The sequence below is a fragment of the Streptomonospora arabica genome (assembly GCF_039531585.1).
In the GTDB taxonomy this organism is placed as follows: Bacteria; Actinomycetota; Actinomycetes; order Streptosporangiales; family Streptosporangiaceae; genus Streptomonospora; species Streptomonospora halophila.
The window spans coordinates 128,105-146,494 of record NZ_BAAAQI010000010.1 but is presented as its reverse complement, the minus strand read 5'-3'; the positions used below and the strand labels follow the sequence as shown (position 1 = coordinate 146,494).

Annotated in this window: 17 protein-coding genes; 9 read left to right on the top strand and 8 right to left on the bottom strand. The window is 74.1% G+C overall.

Features of this window, described 5'->3' with window-relative positions; translation table 11 throughout:
• Positions 1-86 precede the first annotated feature (86 nt).
• The 3 genes from ABD284_RS17175 to ABD284_RS17165 form a co-directional block, all read right to left on the bottom strand.
• A complete protein-coding gene (locus ABD284_RS17175; RefSeq protein WP_344144580.1) occupies positions 87-1,865 on the bottom strand; it encodes an acetyl/propionyl/methylcrotonyl-CoA carboxylase subunit alpha in 1,779 nt (592 codons plus the stop codon).
• A 109-nt stretch (positions 1,866-1,974) separates the two neighbouring features.
• Positions 1,975-2,223 carry an acyl-CoA carboxylase epsilon subunit gene (locus tag ABD284_RS17170; protein WP_344144578.1) on the bottom strand — a complete coding sequence of 83 codons (249 nt, stop codon included), beginning with the start codon at positions 2,221-2,223 and terminating at the stop codon, positions 1,975-1,977.
• A gap of 106 nt (positions 2,224-2,329) precedes the next feature.
• Positions 2,330-3,934, bottom strand: a complete 1,605-nt coding sequence (locus tag ABD284_RS17165) for an acyl-CoA carboxylase subunit beta (protein WP_344144576.1) — start codon at positions 3,932-3,934, stop codon at positions 2,330-2,332.
• 317 nt (positions 3,935-4,251) lie between these two features.
• Here ABD284_RS17165 and ABD284_RS17160 point away from each other — a divergent pair, with 317 nt between their 5' ends.
• The 5 genes from ABD284_RS17160 (at position 4,252) to ABD284_RS17140 (ending at position 10,326) form a co-directional block, all read left to right on the top strand.
• Positions 4,252-6,852, top strand: coding sequence for a phosphoenolpyruvate carboxylase (locus tag ABD284_RS17160; RefSeq protein ID WP_344144640.1), 2,601 nt, complete (start codon positions 4,252-4,254; stop codon positions 6,850-6,852).
• 99 nt (positions 6,853-6,951) lie between these two features.
• On the top strand, positions 6,952-7,860 hold the full coding sequence (locus tag ABD284_RS17155) for a biotin--[acetyl-CoA-carboxylase] ligase (RefSeq protein ID WP_344144574.1): 909 nt from the start codon (positions 6,952-6,954) through the stop codon (positions 7,858-7,860).
• A gap of 87 nt (positions 7,861-7,947) precedes the next feature.
• Complete coding sequence (locus ABD284_RS17150; protein ID WP_344144572.1) at positions 7,948-8,502, top strand: PH domain-containing protein; 555 nt, start codon at positions 7,948-7,950, stop codon at positions 8,500-8,502.
• A 148-nt stretch (positions 8,503-8,650) separates the two neighbouring features.
• Complete coding sequence (locus tag ABD284_RS17145; RefSeq protein WP_344144570.1) at positions 8,651-9,661, top strand: adenylate/guanylate cyclase domain-containing protein; 1,011 nt, start codon at positions 8,651-8,653, stop codon at positions 9,659-9,661.
• Positions 9,662-9,768: 107 nt separating this feature from the next.
• Positions 9,769-10,326, top strand: coding sequence for a peptidoglycan-binding domain-containing protein (locus tag ABD284_RS17140; RefSeq protein ID WP_344144568.1), 558 nt, complete (start codon positions 9,769-9,771; stop codon positions 10,324-10,326).
• A 30-nt stretch (positions 10,327-10,356) separates the two neighbouring features.
• Here the strand turns inward: ABD284_RS17140 and ABD284_RS17135 are convergent, their stop codons facing one another.
• Complete coding sequence (locus ABD284_RS17135) at positions 10,357-11,514, bottom strand: 5-(carboxyamino)imidazole ribonucleotide synthase (RefSeq protein ID WP_344144566.1); 1,158 nt, start codon at positions 11,512-11,514, stop codon at positions 10,357-10,359.
• A gap of 127 nt (positions 11,515-11,641) precedes the next feature.
• Here ABD284_RS17135 and ABD284_RS17130 point away from each other — a divergent pair, with 127 nt between their 5' ends.
• The 3 genes from ABD284_RS17130 to ABD284_RS17120 all read left to right on the top strand — a co-directional run bounded on the left by ABD284_RS17130 (position 11,642) and on the right by ABD284_RS17120 (position 14,370).
• On the top strand, positions 11,642-12,160 hold the full coding sequence (locus tag ABD284_RS17130) for a GtrA family protein (protein WP_344144564.1): 519 nt from the start codon (positions 11,642-11,644) through the stop codon (positions 12,158-12,160).
• 178 nt (positions 12,161-12,338) lie between these two features.
• Positions 12,339-13,007, top strand: a complete 669-nt coding sequence (locus tag ABD284_RS17125; RefSeq protein WP_344144561.1) for a response regulator transcription factor — start codon at positions 12,339-12,341, stop codon at positions 13,005-13,007.
• A 76-nt stretch (positions 13,008-13,083) separates the two neighbouring features.
• Positions 13,084-14,370: a sensor histidine kinase gene (locus ABD284_RS17120; RefSeq protein ID WP_344144559.1), complete on the top strand. Its 1,287-nt coding sequence runs from the start codon at positions 13,084-13,086 to the stop codon at positions 14,368-14,370.
• A 22-nt stretch (positions 14,371-14,392) separates the two neighbouring features.
• Here the strand turns inward: ABD284_RS17120 and ABD284_RS17115 are convergent, their stop codons facing one another.
• Both ABD284_RS17115 and ABD284_RS17110 read right to left on the bottom strand, forming a co-directional pair.
• The gene (locus ABD284_RS17115) at positions 14,393-15,034 is read right to left on the bottom strand and encodes an MBL fold metallo-hydrolase (protein WP_344144557.1); all 642 of its coding nucleotides are present in this window, start codon (positions 15,032-15,034) and stop codon (positions 14,393-14,395) included.
• Between the two features lie 187 nt (positions 15,035-15,221).
• Positions 15,222-15,977 carry a DedA family protein gene (locus ABD284_RS17110; protein ID WP_344144555.1) on the bottom strand — a complete coding sequence of 252 codons (756 nt, stop codon included), beginning with the start codon at positions 15,975-15,977 and terminating at the stop codon, positions 15,222-15,224.
• Between the two features lie 346 nt (positions 15,978-16,323).
• Between ABD284_RS17110 and purE the strand changes: the two genes are divergently transcribed.
• Positions 16,324-16,860, top strand: coding sequence for a 5-(carboxyamino)imidazole ribonucleotide mutase (gene purE, locus ABD284_RS17105; protein WP_344144553.1), 537 nt, complete (start codon positions 16,324-16,326; stop codon positions 16,858-16,860).
• Between the two features lie 232 nt (positions 16,861-17,092).
• Here purE and ABD284_RS17100 read toward each other — a convergent pair whose 3' ends face one another.
• Both ABD284_RS17100 and ABD284_RS17095 read right to left on the bottom strand, forming a co-directional pair.
• The gene (locus ABD284_RS17100; protein ID WP_344144551.1) at positions 17,093-17,713 is read right to left on the bottom strand and encodes a type III secretion system chaperone family protein; all 621 of its coding nucleotides are present in this window, start codon (positions 17,711-17,713) and stop codon (positions 17,093-17,095) included.
• 135 nt (positions 17,714-17,848) lie between these two features.
• Positions 17,849-18,265, bottom strand: a complete 417-nt coding sequence (locus tag ABD284_RS17095) for a CoA-binding protein (RefSeq protein ID WP_344144638.1) — start codon at positions 18,263-18,265, stop codon at positions 17,849-17,851.
• Positions 18,266-18,390: the final 125 nt, after the last annotated feature.

The window sequence follows — 18,390 nt, the reverse complement described above, 5'->3', positions numbered from 1 at the left end:
GCGGGGCCGGTGTCGCAGCGGGGCCCCGCACCGCTTGCGGCGGCGCGCTTGCGGCCGGCAGCGCGGGCGGGGCGCCGCGGAATGCGTCAGGCGTCCTTGATCTCGCAGACCACGCCGCCGTTGCCGAGCCCGTCGCCCGCGGCGACCGACAGGCCGGTGACCACGCCGGATTTGTGCGCGGTGAGCGGCTGCTCCATCTTCATCGCCTCGATGACCACGACCGGGTCGCCCTCGGCCACGGTCTGGCCGTCCTCGGCGACCACCTTGACCACGGTGCCCTGCATGGGCGACACCAGGGCGTCGCCGCCCGCCGCGGCCGCCGTGCCGCCGGTGCGGCCGCCGCGCCGCGCCGCGCGGCCGCCGCGCCTGCGGCCCCCGGAACCGCCGGGCTCGGCCGCGGCGCCCAGGCCGGCGGGCAGCACGACCTCCAGGCGCCTGCCGCCGACCTCGACGGTGATCGGCTCGCGCTCGGCGGGCTCGGCCGACTCGGCGGGGCCCGCATAGGGCTCGACGGTGTTGTCGAACTCGGTCTCGATCCAGCGGGTGTGCACGGAGAACGGGGTCCGGGGATCGGACGGCGCGAAGGCGGGGTCGTCGACGACGGCCAGGTGGAACGGGATGACCGTGGGCATCCCCCCGACCCGGAACTCCGCCAGCGCCCGGCGGGAGCGTTCGAGCGCCTCGGCGCGGGTGGCTCCGGTGACGATCAGCTTGGCGACCATCGAGTCGAAGGCCTGGGGGACGGTGAACCCGGTCTCGCAGCCGGTGTCGACCCGCACTCCGGGCCCGCCCGGCAGGTTCAGCGCGGTGATGGTGCCCGGTGCGGGCATGAAGCCGCGGCCGGCGTCCTCGGCGTTGATGCGGAACTCGAAGGAGTGCCCGCGCAGCGCGGGGTCGGCGTAGCCGAGCTCGCCGCCGTCGGCGATGCGCAGCATCTCGCGGACCAGGTCGAGGCCGGCGACCTCCTCGCTCACCGGGTGCTCGACCTGCAGGCGGGTGTTGACCTCCAGGAACGAGACGGTGCCGTCGGCGCCGACCAGGAACTCGCAGGTTCCCGCGCCGACGTAGCCGGCCTCGGCCAGGATCGCCTTGGACGACGAGTAGAGCAGCCGCTCCTGCTCGGCGCTGAGGAAGGGCGCCGGGGCCTCCTCCACGAGCTTCTGGTGGCGGCGCTGTAGCGAGCAGTCGCGGGTGGAGACCACCACCACGTTGCCGTGGGTGTCGGCCAGGCACTGGGTCTCGACGTGGCGGGGGCGGTCCAGGTAGCGCTCGACGAAGCACTCGCCGCGGCCGAAGGCCGAGGTGGCCTCGCGCACCGCCGAGTCGAACGCCTCGGGAACCTCCTCCAGCGTGCGGGCGACCTTGAGGCCGCGCCCGCCGCCGCCGAATGCCGCCTTGACCGCGATGGGCAGGCCGTGCTCCTCGGCGAAGGCCACCGCCTCGTCGGCGCCGGCGAGGGGGTCGGAGGTGCCGGGGGCCAGGGGAGCGCCGACCTTCTGCGCGATGTGGCGGGCGGCGACCTTGTCGCCCAGCGCATCGATGGCCGCGGGCGGCGGTCCGATCCAGGTGAGTCCGGCGTCGATGACGGCCTGGGCGAAGCCGGCGTTCTCGGCGAGGAAGCCGTAGCCCGGGTGGACGGCGTCGGCGCCGGTGCGCCGGGCGACGCCGAGGATCCGGTCGATGTCGAGGTAGCTGTCGGCCGGGGTCCGGCCGCCCAGGGAGTGGGCTTCGTCGGCGACCTTGGTGTGCAGGGCGTCGAGATCGGGTTCGGCGTAGACGGCGACACTCGCGATGCCGGCGTCGCGGCAGGCGCGCGCGACGCGGACGGCGATCTCGCCCCGGTTGGCGATCAGAACTTTGCGCACGGTGGAGCCTCCTGGTCCGGCGTCTGCGAGCGCCGCGCCGGATTGTCACAAGTCTAGGAAGGTGCGGGCTTGTGCGGGGCCGCCGCGGCCCGCCTGTGGACGAGCGGTGTTAGCGCGGGCGGTAGGCGGCCCGCCAGGCGCCCGGTCCGGGCGCGGGCGGGCGCCCCAGCAGCCGCGAGCCCTCACGCCAGCCGGAGCGCGGCGGAGCGGCCGGGCCGCCGTCCGCCGCCCGGGCGGCGCGTGCGCGCGCGGTCAGCACCGCGACCAGCGCCGCCGCCTCCTCGGGGGTGGGGTCGCCGCGCACCACGCGCAGCAACGGTGCGGACCGTCCGGCCGGTACCGGCGCGTCGGTGGTCATGGCCTTCCGTCTCCCTTCTCCGCTCTGCGGCGGAGGCGCTCCGCGCCGCGGCCGCCGCCGTCCGGTCCGCGGGGCCCGGCGGGGCCGCCCGGTGCCGTCCGGCGCCTCACAGCGGGATGTTCCCGTGCTTCTTGGGGGGCATCTGCTCGCGCTTGTTCTCCAGCGACCGCAGCGCCTTGGCCACCGACGTGCGGGTCTCGGAGGGCAGGACGACCCCGTCGACGTAGCCCCGCTCCGCTGCGGAGTAGGGGTTGAGCAGGGTGTCCTCGTAGTCCTGGATCAGCCGCGCGCGCTCGGTCTCGACGTCCTCGGCCGCGGCCAGCGTCCGCCGGTGCAGGATGTTGACCGCGCCCTGGGCGCCCATGACCGCGATCTGGGCGGTGGGCCAGGCCAGGTTGACGTCGGCGCCGAGGTGCTTGGAGCCCATGACGTCGTAGGCGCCCCCGAAGGCCTTGCGCGTGATGACCGTGACCAGCGGGACCGTCGCCTCGGCATAGGCGTAGATGAGCTTGGCGCCGTGCCGGATGATGCCGTTCCACTCCTGGTCGGTGCCGGGGAGGAAGCCCGGAACGTCCACGAAGGTCAGCACCGGGACGTTGAACGCGTCGCAGGTGCGCACGAACCGCGCCGCCTTCTCCGAGGCGTCGATGTCCAGGCAGCCGGCCAGGCTCATCGGCTGGTTGGCGACCACGCCCACCGGCCGGCCCTCGACGCGCCCGTAGCCCACCACGATGTTGGTGGCGAACTGCGCGTGCACCTCCAGGAAGGCGCCGTCGTCGAGGACGTGCTCGATCACCCGGTGCATGTCGTAGGGCTGGTTGGCGGAGTCGGGCACGAAGGTGTCGAGCTCCCGGTCGGCCTCGGTGACCTCGTCCTCGCCCGGGGCCTCGGCCAGGGGCGGGTCCTCCAGGTTGTTGGAGGGCAGGTGGGACAGCAGGTCGCGGACGTAGTCCAGCGCGTCCTGCTCGTCGGCGGCCATGTGGTGGGCCACGCCGGACCTGGCGTTGTGCGAGCGCGCGCCGCCCAGTTCCTCCATGGTGACGTCCTCGCCGGTGACCGTCTTGATGACGTCGGGGCCGGTGATGAACATCTGCGAGGTCTGGTCGACCATCACGACGAAGTCGGTCAGCGCCGGGGAGTACACGTGCCCGCCCGCGGCCGCGCCCATGATCAGCGAGATCTGCGGGATGACGCCGGACGCCCGGGTGTTGCGCTTGAAGATCTCGGCGTAGAGCCCGAGCGCGACCACGCCCTCCTGGATGCGCGCGCCGCCGCCTTCGTTGATGCCGACGACGGGGCAGCCGGTCTTCAGCGCGTGGTCGAGGACCTTGACGATCTTCTCGCCGTAGACCTCGCCGAGCGAGCCGCCGAAGACGGTGACGTCCTGGCTGAAGACCGCGACGGGGCGGCCGTCGACGGTGCCGTGGCCGGTGACGACGCCGTCGCCGTAAGGGCGGTGGGAGTCGAGTCCGAAGCTGGTGGAGCGGTGCCGCGCCAGTGCGTCGAACTCGACGAACGACCCGGGGTCGAGCAGCGCGTCGATGCGCTCGCGCGCCGTCATCTTCCCCTTGGCGTGCTGCTTCTCGACGGCTCGTTCGGAACCGGCGTGCACCGCCTCGTAGCGGCGGCGCTGGAGGTCGGCGAGCTTGCCCGCGGTGGTGCGGATGTCGATCTCGGCCGCGGGCAGCGGTTCAGGGGCTTCGGTGGCCATAACGCCTCACGATAACTGTGCCGAACGAGCGTACGGCGACGTCCCCCGCGGTTACCGCCGGGTAGGTGGCGTTGCGCACGGCATGATCGGGGACCAACCGGGGAAGGGAGCCGTGCCACGGCGGCGACCGGCCGAAACGCGGCGCGGCCCGCTCCGGCGGCGCGCGCACCGCGGCCCCGGTCCGTCGGCGCGTGTCCTGCGTCGACGTGCGCCGACCCCGCGGCGACGGTCCCCGTTCGGCAATGGTTCAGACCAATCTGGGTAAGGTCGTCCACATGACAGCGGTAAGCGCGGAACGCGACAGTGCTCGCCAGGAGATGCCCGACCAGTTGCGGGGGGACGTCCGCCTGCTGGGCGAGATGCTCGGCACGGTCATGGCCGAAAGCGGCGGGGAGGATCTGCTCGCCGACGTCGAGCGGCTGCGCCGCGCCGTCATCGGCGCGCGGGACGGCTCGGTCGGCGGCGCGGAGATCACCGAGCTGGTGGACTCCTGGCCGCTGGAGCGCGCCAAGCAGGTGGCCCGCGCCTTCACCGTGTACTTCCACCTCGCCAACCTCGCCGAGGAGCACCAGCGCATCCGCGCGCTGCGCGAGCGGGACGACGCCGACAACCCGCCGCGGGAGTCGCTGGCCGCGGCCGTGCGCGCCGTCCGGGAGAGCGCCGGCGAGGACGGCCTGCGCGAGCTGCTCGACAACATGGAGTTCCACCCCGTGCTGACGGCCCACCCCACCGAGGCGCGGCGGCGGGCGGTCTCCACCACGATCCTGCGCGTCAGCGGCCAGCTGCAGCGGCTGCACGACGCGCACCCGGGCAGCACCGCCGAGGCCGAGGCCAGGCGGCGCCTGCTGGAGGAGGTCGACCTGCTGTGGCGGACCTCCCAGCTGCGCTACACCAAGCTCGACCCGCTGGACGAGGTGCGCACCGCCCTGGCCGCGTTCGACGAGACCATCTTCCAGGTGGTGCCCGAGATCTACCGGTCGCTGGACGCCGCGGTCGACCCCGCGGGCACCGGCCGCGAGCCCGCTCGCGCCCGGCCGTTCGTGCGCTACGGCAGCTGGATCGGCGGCGACCGCGACGGCAACCCCTTCGTCACCCACGACGTCACGCGCGAGGCCATCTCCATCCAGGCCGACCACGTGCTGCGCGCTCTGGAGAACGCGTGCGGACGCATCGCCCGCACCATGACCGCCTACGGCAACCTCACCCCCGCCAGCACCGAACTGCTCGACGCGCTCGCGGCCGCCGAGGCCGGCTATCCGCGGATCATGGCCGAGATCACCAAGCGCTCGCCCAACGAGCCGCACCGCCAGGCGCTGCTGTTCGCCACCGAGCGGCTGCGCGCCACCCGCGAACGCGACGCCGACCTGTCCTACCGCGGACCGGAGGAGTTCCTGGCCGAACTGCGCCGCGTGCAGGCCTCGCTGAGCGCCGCCGGCGCGGCCCGCCAGGCGAACGGCGAGCTGCAGCACCTGATCTGGCAGGCCGAGACGTTCGGCTTCCACCTCGCCGAGCTGGAGATCCGCCAACACAGCGAGGTGCACGCCCAGGCCCTGCGGGAGCTGCGGGAGGGCGGGCAGCTTTCCGAGCGCACCCAGGAGGTGCTGGCCACCCTGCGCGTGGTGGGCTGGATCCAGGAGCGCTTCGGCGTGGACGCCTGCCGGCGCTACATCGTCAGCTTCACCCGCTCCGCCCGGGACATCGCCGCCGTCTACGAGCTGGCCGAGTACGCGCTGCCCAGCGGGCAGACGCCCGTGCTCGACGTCATCCCCCTGTTCGAGACCGGTGCCGACCTGGAGGCCTCGCCGCGCGTGCTCGACGGCATGCTGGCGCTGCCGCAGATGCGCGCCCGCCTGGAGCAGACCGGCCGCCGCATGGAGGTGATGCTGGGCTACAGCGACTCCGCCAAGGACGTCGGCCCGGTGAGCGCGACCCTGCGGCTGTACGACGCCCAGGCGCAGCTGACCTCGTGGGCCGAGCGCAACGACGTGCGGCTGACCATGTTCCACGGCCGCGGCGGGTCGCTGGGCCGCGGCGGCGGCCCGGCGAGCCGGGCGCTGCTGGCGCAGGCGCCGGGGTCGGTGGCGGGCCGCTTCAAGGTCACCGAGCAGGGCGAGGTCATCTTCGCCCGCTACGGGCAGCGCGCGATCGCCCACCGCCACATCGAGCAGGTCGGCCACGCCGTGCTCATGGCCAGCACCGACGAGGTGCAGGAGCGCGCCCGCACCGCCTCGGCGAAGTACCGCAAGCTCGCCGACGAGATCGCCCGGGCCGCCCACGACGCCTACCGCTCCCTCATCGACACCGAGGGCTTCGCCGAGTGGTTCTCCCGCGTCAGCCCGCTGGAGGAGCTGGGCGAGCTGCGGCTGGGCTCGCGCCCCGCGCGGCGCAGCGCCGCCCGCGGCCTGGACGACCTGCGCGCGATCCCGTGGGTGTTCGCCTGGACCCAGACCCGGGTCAACCTCCCGGGCTGGTTCGGTCTGGGCACCGGCCTGGCGGCCGCCCCCGACCTCGCCGAGCTGCAGGCGGCCTACAAGGAGTGGCCGCTGTTCTCGTCCCTTCTGGACAACGCCGAGATGAGCCTGGCCAAGACCGACCGCACCATCGCCTCGCGCTACCTGGAGCTGGGCGGTCGCCCGGAGCTGACCGGACTGGTGCTGGGCGAGTACGACCGCACCCGCGACCTGGTGCTCAAGGTGACCGGCCACACGCGGCTGCTGGAGAACCGCAGCGTGCTCTCGCGCGCGGTGGACCTGCGCAACCCGTACGTGGACGCGCTGTCCCACCTGCAGCTGCGGGCGCTGTCGGCGCTGCGCGGCGACGAGGCCGAGTCGCTGTCGGAGGAGGACCACCGCCACCTGGAGCGGCTGCTGCTGCTCACGGTCAACGGCGTGGCGGCCGGCCTGCAGAACACCGGCTGAGCCGCACCGGGGAATTCGCCCGAACGGGCGCGCCGCGCCCGGCCCCGCCCGTGGGCCCGCCGTGTGCGGGCAGGCGGGCGGGGCGGTTGAATGGAGCCCATGAGCACACCGGCCGAACCGGCACCCGGCGGGCCGCGCGGCGACGAGGCGCACCGCCCCCCGCTGCGCGCCTCCGAGCTCGGCCGCGCCCTGGTCCGCCCCGGCGGGCTGTGGCGCTCGGTCGACGTCCTGGCCGAGACCCCCTCCACCAACAGCGAGCTCCTGGAGCGTGCCCGGCGCGGCGAGCCCGGAGGCGCGGTGCTGATCGCCGACCACCAGACGGCCGGGCGCGGGAGGCTCGGCCGCGGGTTCGCGACACCGCCGCGCGCCGCGCTGACCCTGTCGGTGCTGGTGCGCCCCGCCGTACCGGCGCCCGGACTGGGCTGGCTGCCGCTGCTGATGGGCGTGGCCGCGGTCCGGGCGCTGCGCGCCGGCCCCGGTGTGCCCGCGGTGCTCAAGTGGCCCAACGACGTCCTCGCCGAAGACAGCGGGCTCAAGCTCGCGGGCATCCTGTCCGAGGCGGTGTTCCCGGCCGCAGGCACCGGCACCGGCGGCGGCGCGGCGGAGCCGGACGCCGGAGCGGGCGTCGTCCTCGGCATCGGGATCAACGTCTCCCAGCGTCGCGACGAGCTGCCGGTGGAGACCGCCGCCTCGATAGCCCTGTGCGGCGCGCCCGGCGCCGACCGCCGGGAGCTTGCGGTATCGCTGCTGGAGGAGTTCGCCGCGCTCTACGCCGCATGGGCGGCGGCCGGCGGCGGCGCGGCGGCCGCGGGACCGGTTCGGGAGTACCGCGCCTACTGCAGCACCCTGGGTCGGCGCGTGCGCGCCCACCTGCCGGGCGGGGGCGAGCTGCTGGGCGAGGCCGTGGGCGTGGACGCCGGAGGCCGGCTGGAGGTGCGCGACGCCGCGGGCCGGATGCAGGCGCTGAGCGCAGCCGACATCGTGCACCTGCGCCCCGACGACGGGTGAGGGCCGTGCCGCGGACCTGCGGCGGAGCGGGCCCCCGGCCCGGCTTCGGGGCGCGCGGGGGCGGCCGGGCTGTGCAAGGATCGGTGTATGGCAACAGGGCGGCGCCACCTGGCGGGCGACGAGGAGCTGATTCTCGTCACCCGGCGGCATTGGACCACGGTCGCGGACGCCTTCCTCGCGCTCGCCGTCATCGCCGCCGCGACCGCCGCCGCGCTGTGGCTGCTGCCCACCGCGCCGGAGTGGGTGCGCTGGATCCGCTACGCGGTGGTCGCGGTCGCCGCGCTCGCCGCCGTCGCCCTCTGGCTGGTCCCGCTGCTGCGCTGGTGGACGACCGTCTACATCCTCAGCGACCGGCGCCTGATGCACCGCCGGGGGCTGCTGACCCGGCAGGGCCGGGACATCCCCCTCAGCCGCGTCGACGACGTCTCCTTCAGCATGTCGCTGGGCGGGCGGATGCTGGGCCGGGGGGATCTGACCGTGCGCTCCGCCGCCGAGCAGGAGGGCATGGAGCTGCACGGCGTCCCGCGGGTCGAGCGGCTGCAGCGCGAGATCTACCGCGCCGTCGAGGACGCCGAGCGGCACGCCGCCCCACCGGACGAGAGCGGGGATGCCCCGCCACCGGGGCCGGGAGGCGGCACGTGAGCACGGTCGCGCAGGACCTGGAGTTTTCTTGACGCGCACCCGCCGCACGTACTAAACCGACAGTGACACCCGGGTGACCGCGCCCTCCGCCCGGCCGCCGCCCTCCTCCGCAGCACGCCACCACCGGCCTCTAACACGAGAGTTTTCCATGTCGCCGCGTCCCGACCCCACGGAGATCGAAGCCGTCCTGCTCGGTGGGGAGGCGCGCTACACGCGCGCGCAGGCCGTCGAGCTCGCCGGCGCCTCCGGGGACTTCTCCAGGCGGGTGTGGCGGGCGCTGGGATTCGCCACGCGCGGCGAGGACGCCGTCGCCTTCACCGACGGCGACGTCGAGGCGCTGCGCATCACCTCCGAGCTGATGAAGGGCGGCATCCTCGACGAGGACGCCGCCATACGCCTGGCACGCGCGATGGGCCAGACCATGGCCCGGCTCGCCGAGTGGCAGACCAGCATCCTCTCCACGCTCTCCCACGCGCCCGCGAAGGGCACCGACGAGGAGCCGAACGGTCCGCTGGCGGGCTTCGCGCAGGAGCTGATGCCCGACGTCGAGAGCCTGCTGCTCTACATCTGGCGCCGGCAGCTCGCCGCGTCGGTGGCGCGGCGGGTCGCGTTCCTGCGCAGCAGCGAGGACGCCGCCCCCACCTACTTCCCGCTCGCCGTGGGCTTCGCCGACCTGGTGTCGTTCACGACGCTGAGCCGCGAGCTGGACGAGGTCGAGCTGGCCGAGGTGGTCGAGGGCTTCGAGTCCACCGCGACCGACATCGTCGCCTCGGGCGGCGGGCGCGTGGTCAAGACGCTGGGCGACGAGATCCTCTACGTTGCCAACACCGCCGGTCAGGCCGCGGAGATCGCGCTCCAGCTGGCCGACGGCGTCAAGACGCACATCGAGGTGCCCGACGTGCGGGTGGGGCTGGCCTACGGTCCGGTGCTGGCCCTGCTGGGCGACGTCTTCGGCACGACGGTCAACCGCTCGTCGCGGCTGACCTCCTTCGCCCGGCCCGGCACCGTCCTGATCGACGACGCGCTGGCCGACCTGCTGCGCGACGACTCCTCCCTGCAGGTGGTGGCCGTGCGCGCACGCCACGCCCACGGCCTGGGCCAGCTGCAGCCCTACGCCCTGCGCCGCAGCTTCGAGCCCGCCGGCCCGGCGGCCGGCTGAGCCCGCCGCCACCCGCGCGCTCGCCCGCCTCCTCCGCACCGCCGTGCGAACCGGTGGCGCGGCCTCCGCGTCCTACTCGGTGACGCCGCTCACAAAGAGGAGGCCGCATGGCCGCGAAAGCACGGATCACCGCCACCGCCGTCGCCACCGGCCTTGCGCTCGCCCTCGGCGGTACGACCGCCCCGGCGGCCCTCGCCGACGGCGCGCGGACGCCGCCGGAGGCCGCCGAGTCCATCCGAGCGCAGCCGTGGGTGACGCTGGAGGAGGGCGACCGCCAGTACCGCGTCCTCGCCGTGGCCGCCGTCCTCGCCGAGCTGCACTACTACCCCAAGGAGCCGATCATCGCCTTCGACGCCGACCTCGCGGCCGCCGTCGCGGAGTATCGGGGTGACCGCGGTCTCCCGGTCACCGGCGTGGTCGACGGTGCGGTGTGGGAGCGGCTCTGCGGCGACGTCGGCCTGGTGCGCGCCGGAGACCCGCGCCTCGCCCTGGTCAACGGCCTGGAGCACACGCTGACCCACCTCGGGTTCGGACCCGCCGAGTACGGCGGGTTCACCCCCGCGGTGAAGGCGTTCCAGCGCGACCGCGGGATCGGCGACGACGGGATCATCGGCCCCGTCACCTTCCGCGCGATGTACGCCGAAGGCGCCGAGGACGCCTCCTGATCCGCCGGGCCCGCGGCCGGCGCCGGCGCCTCAGTCCTGGTCGCCGCGCAGGTAGGACGCCGCGTCGCGGGCCCGTTCCAGCAGGTCCACCCAGTCGTCGCCGGCCACGTTGACGTGCCCGATCTTGCGGCCGGGGCGCACCTCCTTGCCGTAGAAGTGCACCTTGGCCTCGGGGTCCTTGGCCATGACGTGGATGTAGCGGCCGTAGACGCGGGGGTCGTCGCCGCCCAGCACGTTCGCCATGACCGTGTACGGCGCCGTCGTGCGCGGGGACCCCAGCGGGAGGTCCAGCACCGCGCGCAGGTGCTGCTCGAACTGGGAGGTTCGGGCCCCGTCCATGGACCAGTGGCCGGAGTTGTGCGGGCGCATGGCCAGCTCGTTGACGACCACGCCGTCCTCGGTCTCGAACAGCTCCACCGCCAGCACGCCGACCACGTCCAGCGCGTGGGCGAGGTCGATCGCCAGCTCCTGGGCGGCGGTGGCCTTGTCGTCGTCCAGGCCGGGGGCCGGAGCGATCACCTCGCGGCAGATGCCGTCGCGCTGGACGGTCTCGACCACCGGGTAGACGGCGAGCTGGCCGTAGGGCGACCGGGCCACCTGCACCGCGAGCTCGCGGCGGAAGGCGACCTTCTCCTCGGCGAGCAGCCGCACGCCGTTCTGCTCCGCGCGCTCCAGCACCTCCAGCGCCTGCGCGCGGTCGTCGGCCACCCACACGCCCTTGCCGTCGTAGCCGCCGCGCGCGGCTTTGAGGACGACCGGCCACCCGGTCTCGGCGGCGAACGCCTCGACCTGGTCGATCGCCGTCACCGCGCGCCAGCGGGGGCAGGGCACGCCCAGCTCGGCGGCGCGGGTGCGCATGCGCAGCTTGTCCTGGGCGTGCTGGAGGGCCGAGCGGCCCGGCCGTACGACGGTGCCGCCGTCCTCCAGTTCGCGCAGGACGGGCTCGGGCACGTGCTCGTGGTCGAAGGTGACGACGTCGCAGGACTTGGCGAAGTCCAGCAGGTCGGCGAGCCCGCGGTCGTCGCCGAGGCGCACGTCGCCGCACACCAGCGCGGCGCTGTCAGTGGGCGAGCCGGCCAGGACGCGGAAATCCGTGCCCAGGGCGATCCCCGCCTGATGGGTCATGCGGGCCAACTGCCCGCCGCCGACCATCCCCACGCTGGGGACGGGTCGATGTCGCTCGCTCACTGTTCCTCAACTCGTCGACGACTTCTAGGCTGGTGGTGCGGTGCAGGGCGGGGAGTAGGCTGGCAACGCCTCCAGCGGCGCCCTACGGAATTGTAGTGACCACCTGGGCAAAGGAACGGATCCCCCTGTGCGATCAGTGATCAGGCCCCCGGCCTGGCCGCCGCGGATCGTCCGCGAGCTGGCCAAGTTCGGCACGGTCGGCGGCGTCGCCTACGTCGTCCAGCTGGCCTCGACCAACGTGTTCTGGCTGGTGTTGGACGCCCCGCCGCTGGCCGGCCAGGCGCTGGGCGTGCTGATCGCCACAGTGGTGGCCTTTTCGGGCAACCGGTTCTGGACCTTCGGCCACCGGGCGCGCACCGGCCTGGCCCGCGAGTACGCACTGTTCTTCGTGTTCAACGCCGTGGGACTGGGCATCCAGCTGGCGTGCCTGGCGATCTCGGTCTACGCGCTGGGCCTCGACGGCCCGCTCGCGCAGAACATCGCCGGCAACGTCGTCGGCGTGGGGCTGGGCTCGCTGTTCCGGTTCTGGACCTACCGGCGGTGGGTCTTCCCGGCGCAGCCGGACCCCGAGCCGCAGCCGGCCGCGGACGCCGCGGCCGAGGGCCCCGGGCCCGCTGTTCCGGCGCGCGAGGTCGAGCCCTCCTGAGAGACCGCCCCGCGGCCGCCGAATACGTAAATTCCCGGAATGCGGGCGACAAAGAATCGTTGGCCCTCGGGAAGAATGGTGCGCGATGTCCGCTATGAGGCTGGTGTGTTTCGGCCGACCCGGGACCTTCCGGCGCGCATGATAGGGAAATACGTGCCATCGTTTTACGATCATCCCTATGACCTGCGTTTTGCTGGCCGAGGACGATACGTCGATCTCCGAGCCCCTCGCGCGCGCACTCCGCCGCGAAGGTTACTCCGTCGACGTGACCGTCAACGGCAATGAGACCCTCGACCGCGCCCGCGTCGGCGACATCGATCTGATGGTCCTCGATCTCGGCTTGCCCGAAATGGACGGGTTGGAGGTGGCCCGCCGCCTGCGCTCAGAGGGCCACGGCACACCGATTCTCATCCTCACCGCACGCGCCGACGAGGTCGACACCGTGGTGGGGCTCGACGCGGGCGCCGACGACTACGTCACCAAGCCGTTCCGCCTGGCCGAGCTGCTCGCCCGCGTGCGCGCCCTGCTGCGCAGGGGCGGTGCGGAGGTGCCGGTGGTCCACGGCGTCCGTATCGACAACGACTCCCGCCGGGCCTGGATCGGCGACCGCGAGCTGCAGTTGACCACCAAGGAGTTCGACCTTCTGCGGGTCCTGGTGCGCGACGCCGGCAAGGTCGTCACCCGCGAGCAGATCATGCGCGAGGTCTGGGACACCAACTGGTGGGGCTCCACGAAGACCCTGGACATGCATATATCGTGGCTGCGTCGGAAGCTGGGGGACGACGCGAACCAGCCGTCCTACATCACCACCGTGCGGGGTGTCGGCTTCCGCTTTGAACGCGACTAGGCCCGCCCCGATCCGCCCTGCTTTCGGGGCCCGAATACGGACCCGGGGCCGCGCGTATCGGGCAGCGGGGGTGTGAATGCGCAGGCGGATGCTGTTCTCCACGCTTGTGGTGACCGTGATCGCGGTCCTGCTGCTGGGGCTGCCGCTGGGAGCGCTGACCTACAGCACCATCTACAATCAGGCGCAGCGCCAAGTCGAGCAGGAGGCCCAGGTCATCGCGGCCGAGGTCGAAGGCGGGCTCGACGAGCAGGGCACGGTCGACGTCGACCGCCTGACCGAGGTGCACCCCAGGCGCCACATCGAGGTCCGGTTGAAGACCGGCGAGGTCTACACCGCCGGCGGCTGGGAGATCGACCCGCGTGCGACCGGAGCCCCGCCGAGTGTGCGTGCCACCGCCTCCTCCGACGCGGGAGCCTCCGTCACCGTCTGGCGTGACACCGAACGCGTGCGCGAGAACATCGTCAACGCCTGGCTGGGAATCGCCTCGCTGTCCCTGCTCGCCATCGGGGTGGCCGTGGGGCTGGCGATGCTCCAGGCGCGCCGGCTCACGCTGCCGCTGGTGGACCTGGCCGCCACCGCCGAGCGGCTGGGGTCGGGCATCGTGACCCCCTGGGGGCACCGCTACGGGATCTCCGAGGCCGACCGCGTCGCCGAGGTCCTCGACCGCAGCGCCGAGCGCATCGCCGGGCTCATCGCCACTGAGCGGCACTTCGCCACCGACGCCTCCCACCAGCTGCGCACCCCGCTGACCGCGCTGTCGATGCGGCTGGAGGAGATCATCGCCGAGGCCGACAACCCCGACACCGTCCGCGAGGAGGGCGAAGCGGCGCTGGCCCAGACCGAGCGGCTGGTCGACACAGTGGAGAGCCTGCTGGGCCGGGCGCGCAAGAGCCAGCAGCCCGAGACGGAGACGATCGACCTCGACGCCGCCCTGGCGCAGTTCGTCTCGGAGTGGGGCCCCATCCTGCGCAAGGAGGGCCGCGACGTCGTCCGCACCGGCGAGCGCGGGCTCTCGGCGCGCATCCCCGCCACCGACCTCACCCAGATCATGGCCAGCCTCGTGGACAACGCCCGCCGGCACGGCGGCGGCGAGGTGACCGTGCGCACCGTCGACGGCGGCGGATCGGTGCGGGTGGAGGTCAGCGACGAGGGCCCGGGAGTCCCCGAGGAGATCGCCGGCCGGATCTTCGAGCGGGAGGTCACCGGCGGAAACGGCACGGGTCTGGGCCTCGCGCTGGCCCGCCACATCGCCGAGTCGGAGGGCGCCCGGATCGAGCTGATCCAGTCGCGGCCCACCACCTTCGCGCTGTTCCTGCCCCCGGCACCGGGCGGCCCCTCCTCCGCGAACCAGAGCCCCGTGTGAGGCCTTCGCCCGCAAGCGGACCTTAGAAGCCGCGGTCGATCCACTCCTGCAGGTGCGGGGACTCGGCCCCGATCGTGGTGGAGTCGCCGTGGCCCGGGAGCACCAGGGTCTGGGGCTCGAGCGCCAGCAGGTGGGTGCGGATCGAACCGACGATCGTGGGGAAGTCGGAGAAGGACCGGCCGGTCGCGCCCGGGCCGCCCTGGAACAGGGTGTCGCCGGTGAAGACGGTTCCGATCTCCGGGGCGTGCAGGCACACCGCGCCGGGACTGTGGCCGGGCGTGTGCAGTACCTCCAGGTCGACGTCGCCGGCGCGCAGCCACTCGCCGTGCAGCAGCGGTGCGTCCGGCTCGCGGTCCGGGTAGACCATGGCCCACAGCTCGGCGTCGTCGGGGTGCACCAGGATCGGCGCGTCGGCCAGGTCGGCGAGCTCGGCGGCCGCGTTGACGTGGTCGTTGTGGGCGTGGGTGCACACCACGGCCATCAGCTCGCGGTCGCCCAGCGCGCGGGCGATCGCCTCGGCGTCGTGTGCCGCGTCGACGACGATCGCCGTGCTCTCGTTGCCGACGATCCACACGTTGTTGTCGACCTCCCACTCGCCTCCGTCGAGGCGGAAGGTACCCGAGGTGACGAGGCGCTCAACGGAGTTCGGCGGTGTCTGCGACATGTCGGTGGCCTCCGGCCGGCGTCGTGGGATGGGTCTGGTGCGGCTCGCCGCTCGGCGGAGCGGGGGCGTGCCGCCTGCGAAGATCCACCGTACCGGCGCCCGAGTCCCGCGGTACAGGGCCCGCTCCGCGCGGTGCCGGACGAGGCCGGTGCTCCGCCGGCGCCGCCGCTGCCGGCGGCACCCGCGCTCAGCCGCGCGGAGAGCCGACCGGGGAGCCGCCGGCCGCCCGGCCGTTCGGCGCCGCACCGCCTCCGCCGCGCCTGCGCAGCACGTTCCTGCGCAGGCGGGCGACGACGAACCAGACGCACAGTGCGGCGACGGCCACCAGCACCGCGTTGCTGAGCAGCCCGCTCCAGCGCGAGAGGACCGGGGCGATGGCCGGACCGAAGGCGAAGCCCAACCCGATCCAGATGCCGTTCCACACGCCGCTGCCGATGCAGGTGTAGGCGCTGAAGCGCAGGAAGCCCATCCGCTCGATCCCGGCGGGAATGGAGACCAGGCTGCGCACCAGCGGCACGCAGCGGCCGACCAGGACGGCGATGCCGCCCCAGCGTGCGAAGAAGCGCTCGGCCTTTTCGAAGTCCTCGATGTCGAACAGCGGCAGCTTGTCGACCAGCCAGCGGGTGCGGTCGCGTCCCAGCAGCGCACCGGCGAAGTAGAGGATCCAGGCGCCTACCAGGGCGCCCGCGGTCGCCGACAGGACGGCCAGCCAGAAGTTCATCCGCCCGTCGTAGGCGAGGAATCCCGCGCCGGGCAGCACCGCCTCGCTGGGCACCGGTGGGAAGACCGTCTCGATGAGCAGCGCGAGGCCGACCCCGAGCTCGCCGATGTCGGTCATCAGGCTCAGCACCCAGCCGATGAAGCCCTCGTACTCGGCGCCGGGGGTGGGCGAGACCGCCGCGAACGGCAGCGCGGCGGGAGGCGGCGTCGGCATCGGCTGCATGCGGGATCAGCTCCGTCACAGGAAGGCGGGGACGTCCGGCGGGACTCGGACGGCCGGGCGGAAGAGGCGGGCCGGGGCCGCCGTCGGCTGTGGTCCGAAGTATGCCGTATCCGCGGGCCCTGCGCGGACCGGTCGCGGCCGCCGCGCCGCGGCCGGCCCCGGACCGTGCGCGCCGAGTGCCGGCCCGGCCGCCGACCGCCGGACGCCCGCGGGCGAACCCCGGGTCGTCGGCAGTGCGGGCGGGGCCGGCGGCCGTAGGATCACACACGTCGAGCGGCACTGTGCGAGCCGCCGACCGGCCCGTGAGCTGCGCGGCCGTGCCGCCGATCCGTGAAGGAGTGCACAAGTGACCGAGGACGCCCCCGCCGTCGGCATCGTGATGGGCAGCGACTCCGACTGGCCGGTCATGGAGGAGGCGGCCAAGGCGCTCGACGTGTTCGGCATCTCCTACGAGGCCGACGTCGTCTCCGCCCACCGCATGCCCCACGAGATGATCTCCTACGGGAGCGAGGCGGCCGAGCGCGGCCTCAAGGCTCTCATCGCCGGTGCGGGCGGCTCCGCCCACCTGCCCGGCATGCTGGCGGCGGTCACCCCGCTGCCCGTGATCGGCGTGCCCGTGCCGCTGCGCCACCTCGACGGGATGGACTCGCTGCTGTCGATCGTGCAGATGCCGGCGGGTGTACCGGTGGCCACCGTGGCCGTGGGCGCCGCCCGCAACGCGGGGCTGCTGGCGGTGCGCATGCTCGCCGCGCACGACGCGGACCTGCGCGAACGCATGGTCGGGTTCCAGGAGGAGCTGCGCACCCAGGCCAAGGAGAAGGGCGAGCGGCTGCGCCGCCAGACCTCGGGCGGAGCCTCCACCGGGTTCGGCTCCGCGGACTGACGCGCCCGCCCGGCCGGAGCGGCAGGCGGCGGCCGGCCGCGCAACGGGGTGCGACCGCGGCCCGGTGCCGCGCCGGGCACCGGGGCCGGTCCGCCGCACGAGCGGGTCGGCCCCCGCCCGGCCCGTTGCGCGCGGGGCGGCCGTTCGCCGGCGCCGACCGGTAGCACCGGCGCGCCGGCGGGCCGCGCTCGCCGTCACACCCGCGGCGGTCCCGCGGCGGGCGTGTCCCGCCTCAGGTGTCGCCCCAGCGCGCCCACACATCGGCCGGAACGCGCTCGACGACGTCGGTGAGCGCCTCAAGCTTGGACTCGGAATCGCTCGGTCCGCCGCCGTCGCTGGTGCAGATGAGCACGTCGCGGTCCAGCACCAGGTCGGTCAGCCCGTATCTGCGCAGGTCCGCGCGCAGCGACTCCGACAGGAGCTCGACCGCGAACCTGGAGTCGCGGCTCTCGGCGTAGACGTCGTCCTCGCCTTCGGCGCCGCGGACCTCCCGGATGTAGACGTAGGGCACCGGGACCGGCAGTGCGACGGCGCACACCTCGATCCGCTGCCACGGGGCTCCGGCTGCGCCGTGGTGGACGTAGTCGAAGATCCGGAAGGGCCGCCCGCGGTGGCGGCCGGTGATCTCGTGGCGCACCCGCCCCAGCGGGCCCGGCGGCAGGGCCGTGCGCGGCCAGCCCTGGATGGCGGCCTGATGCACCTCGGCGTAGGACCAGCCGTGGGTGTCGGCGAGCTCGCGCCGCTGCTCGGCGCGCGCGGCGTCGATCGGCGGCGGAGCCTCCGAGCGCGCAGCGGAGCGGTCGGCGCCTGCTCGGCCGCCGACCAGCGAGCGCAGGAAGCGCGGGCGTCCCATGTCGAGCTCCCTACCCTGGGGCCGCCGGACGAACCCGGCGGCGGTCCGTGCGGTCGGCGGTGGACGGACGGCGCACGCGAGCCCGGCGGAGGCCCCCGGGGTGCGCCCGGTGCGCAGCGCCCCGGCGTCGCGGGCTCATCCCAGCAGCCTCGGCCACTCGATGGCCGGGCAGCGGTCCATGACCATGGTGCGGCCGGCCCCCCGTACCCGCTCGGCGGCGCCGCTGTCGACGACGCCCAGTTGGAACCACACGGTGGAGATGTCGGGCCGCGCCAGGGCCTCGTCGGCGATGCCCCCGGCGTCCTCCGAGCGGCGGAACACGTCGGCGACGTCGACCTCGAAGGGGATGTCGGCGAGGGAGGTGTAGCCCTGCTCTCCGTGGACGGTGGCCGCACTGGGATGCACGGGCACGACCCGCTTGCCGCGCTCCTGGAGGAAGCGGGCGACGCTGTAGGCGGGGCGCTGCGGGTTGTCGCCCAGCCCGACGACGGCCCAGACCCGGGCCTCTTCGAGAACCCGGCGGATCGCGTCCTCGTCGGTGACTGCACTCATGCTCATGCCCCCATGATGCCTTGCCCGCCCGGCACCCTCCGAACGGGTGGGCGCGGCCGCCGCGACCGGGCGGACGCGCAGGCCGCGGCACTCTCGCGGTGGTTCCGCGCGGCTTCCCGCGGACG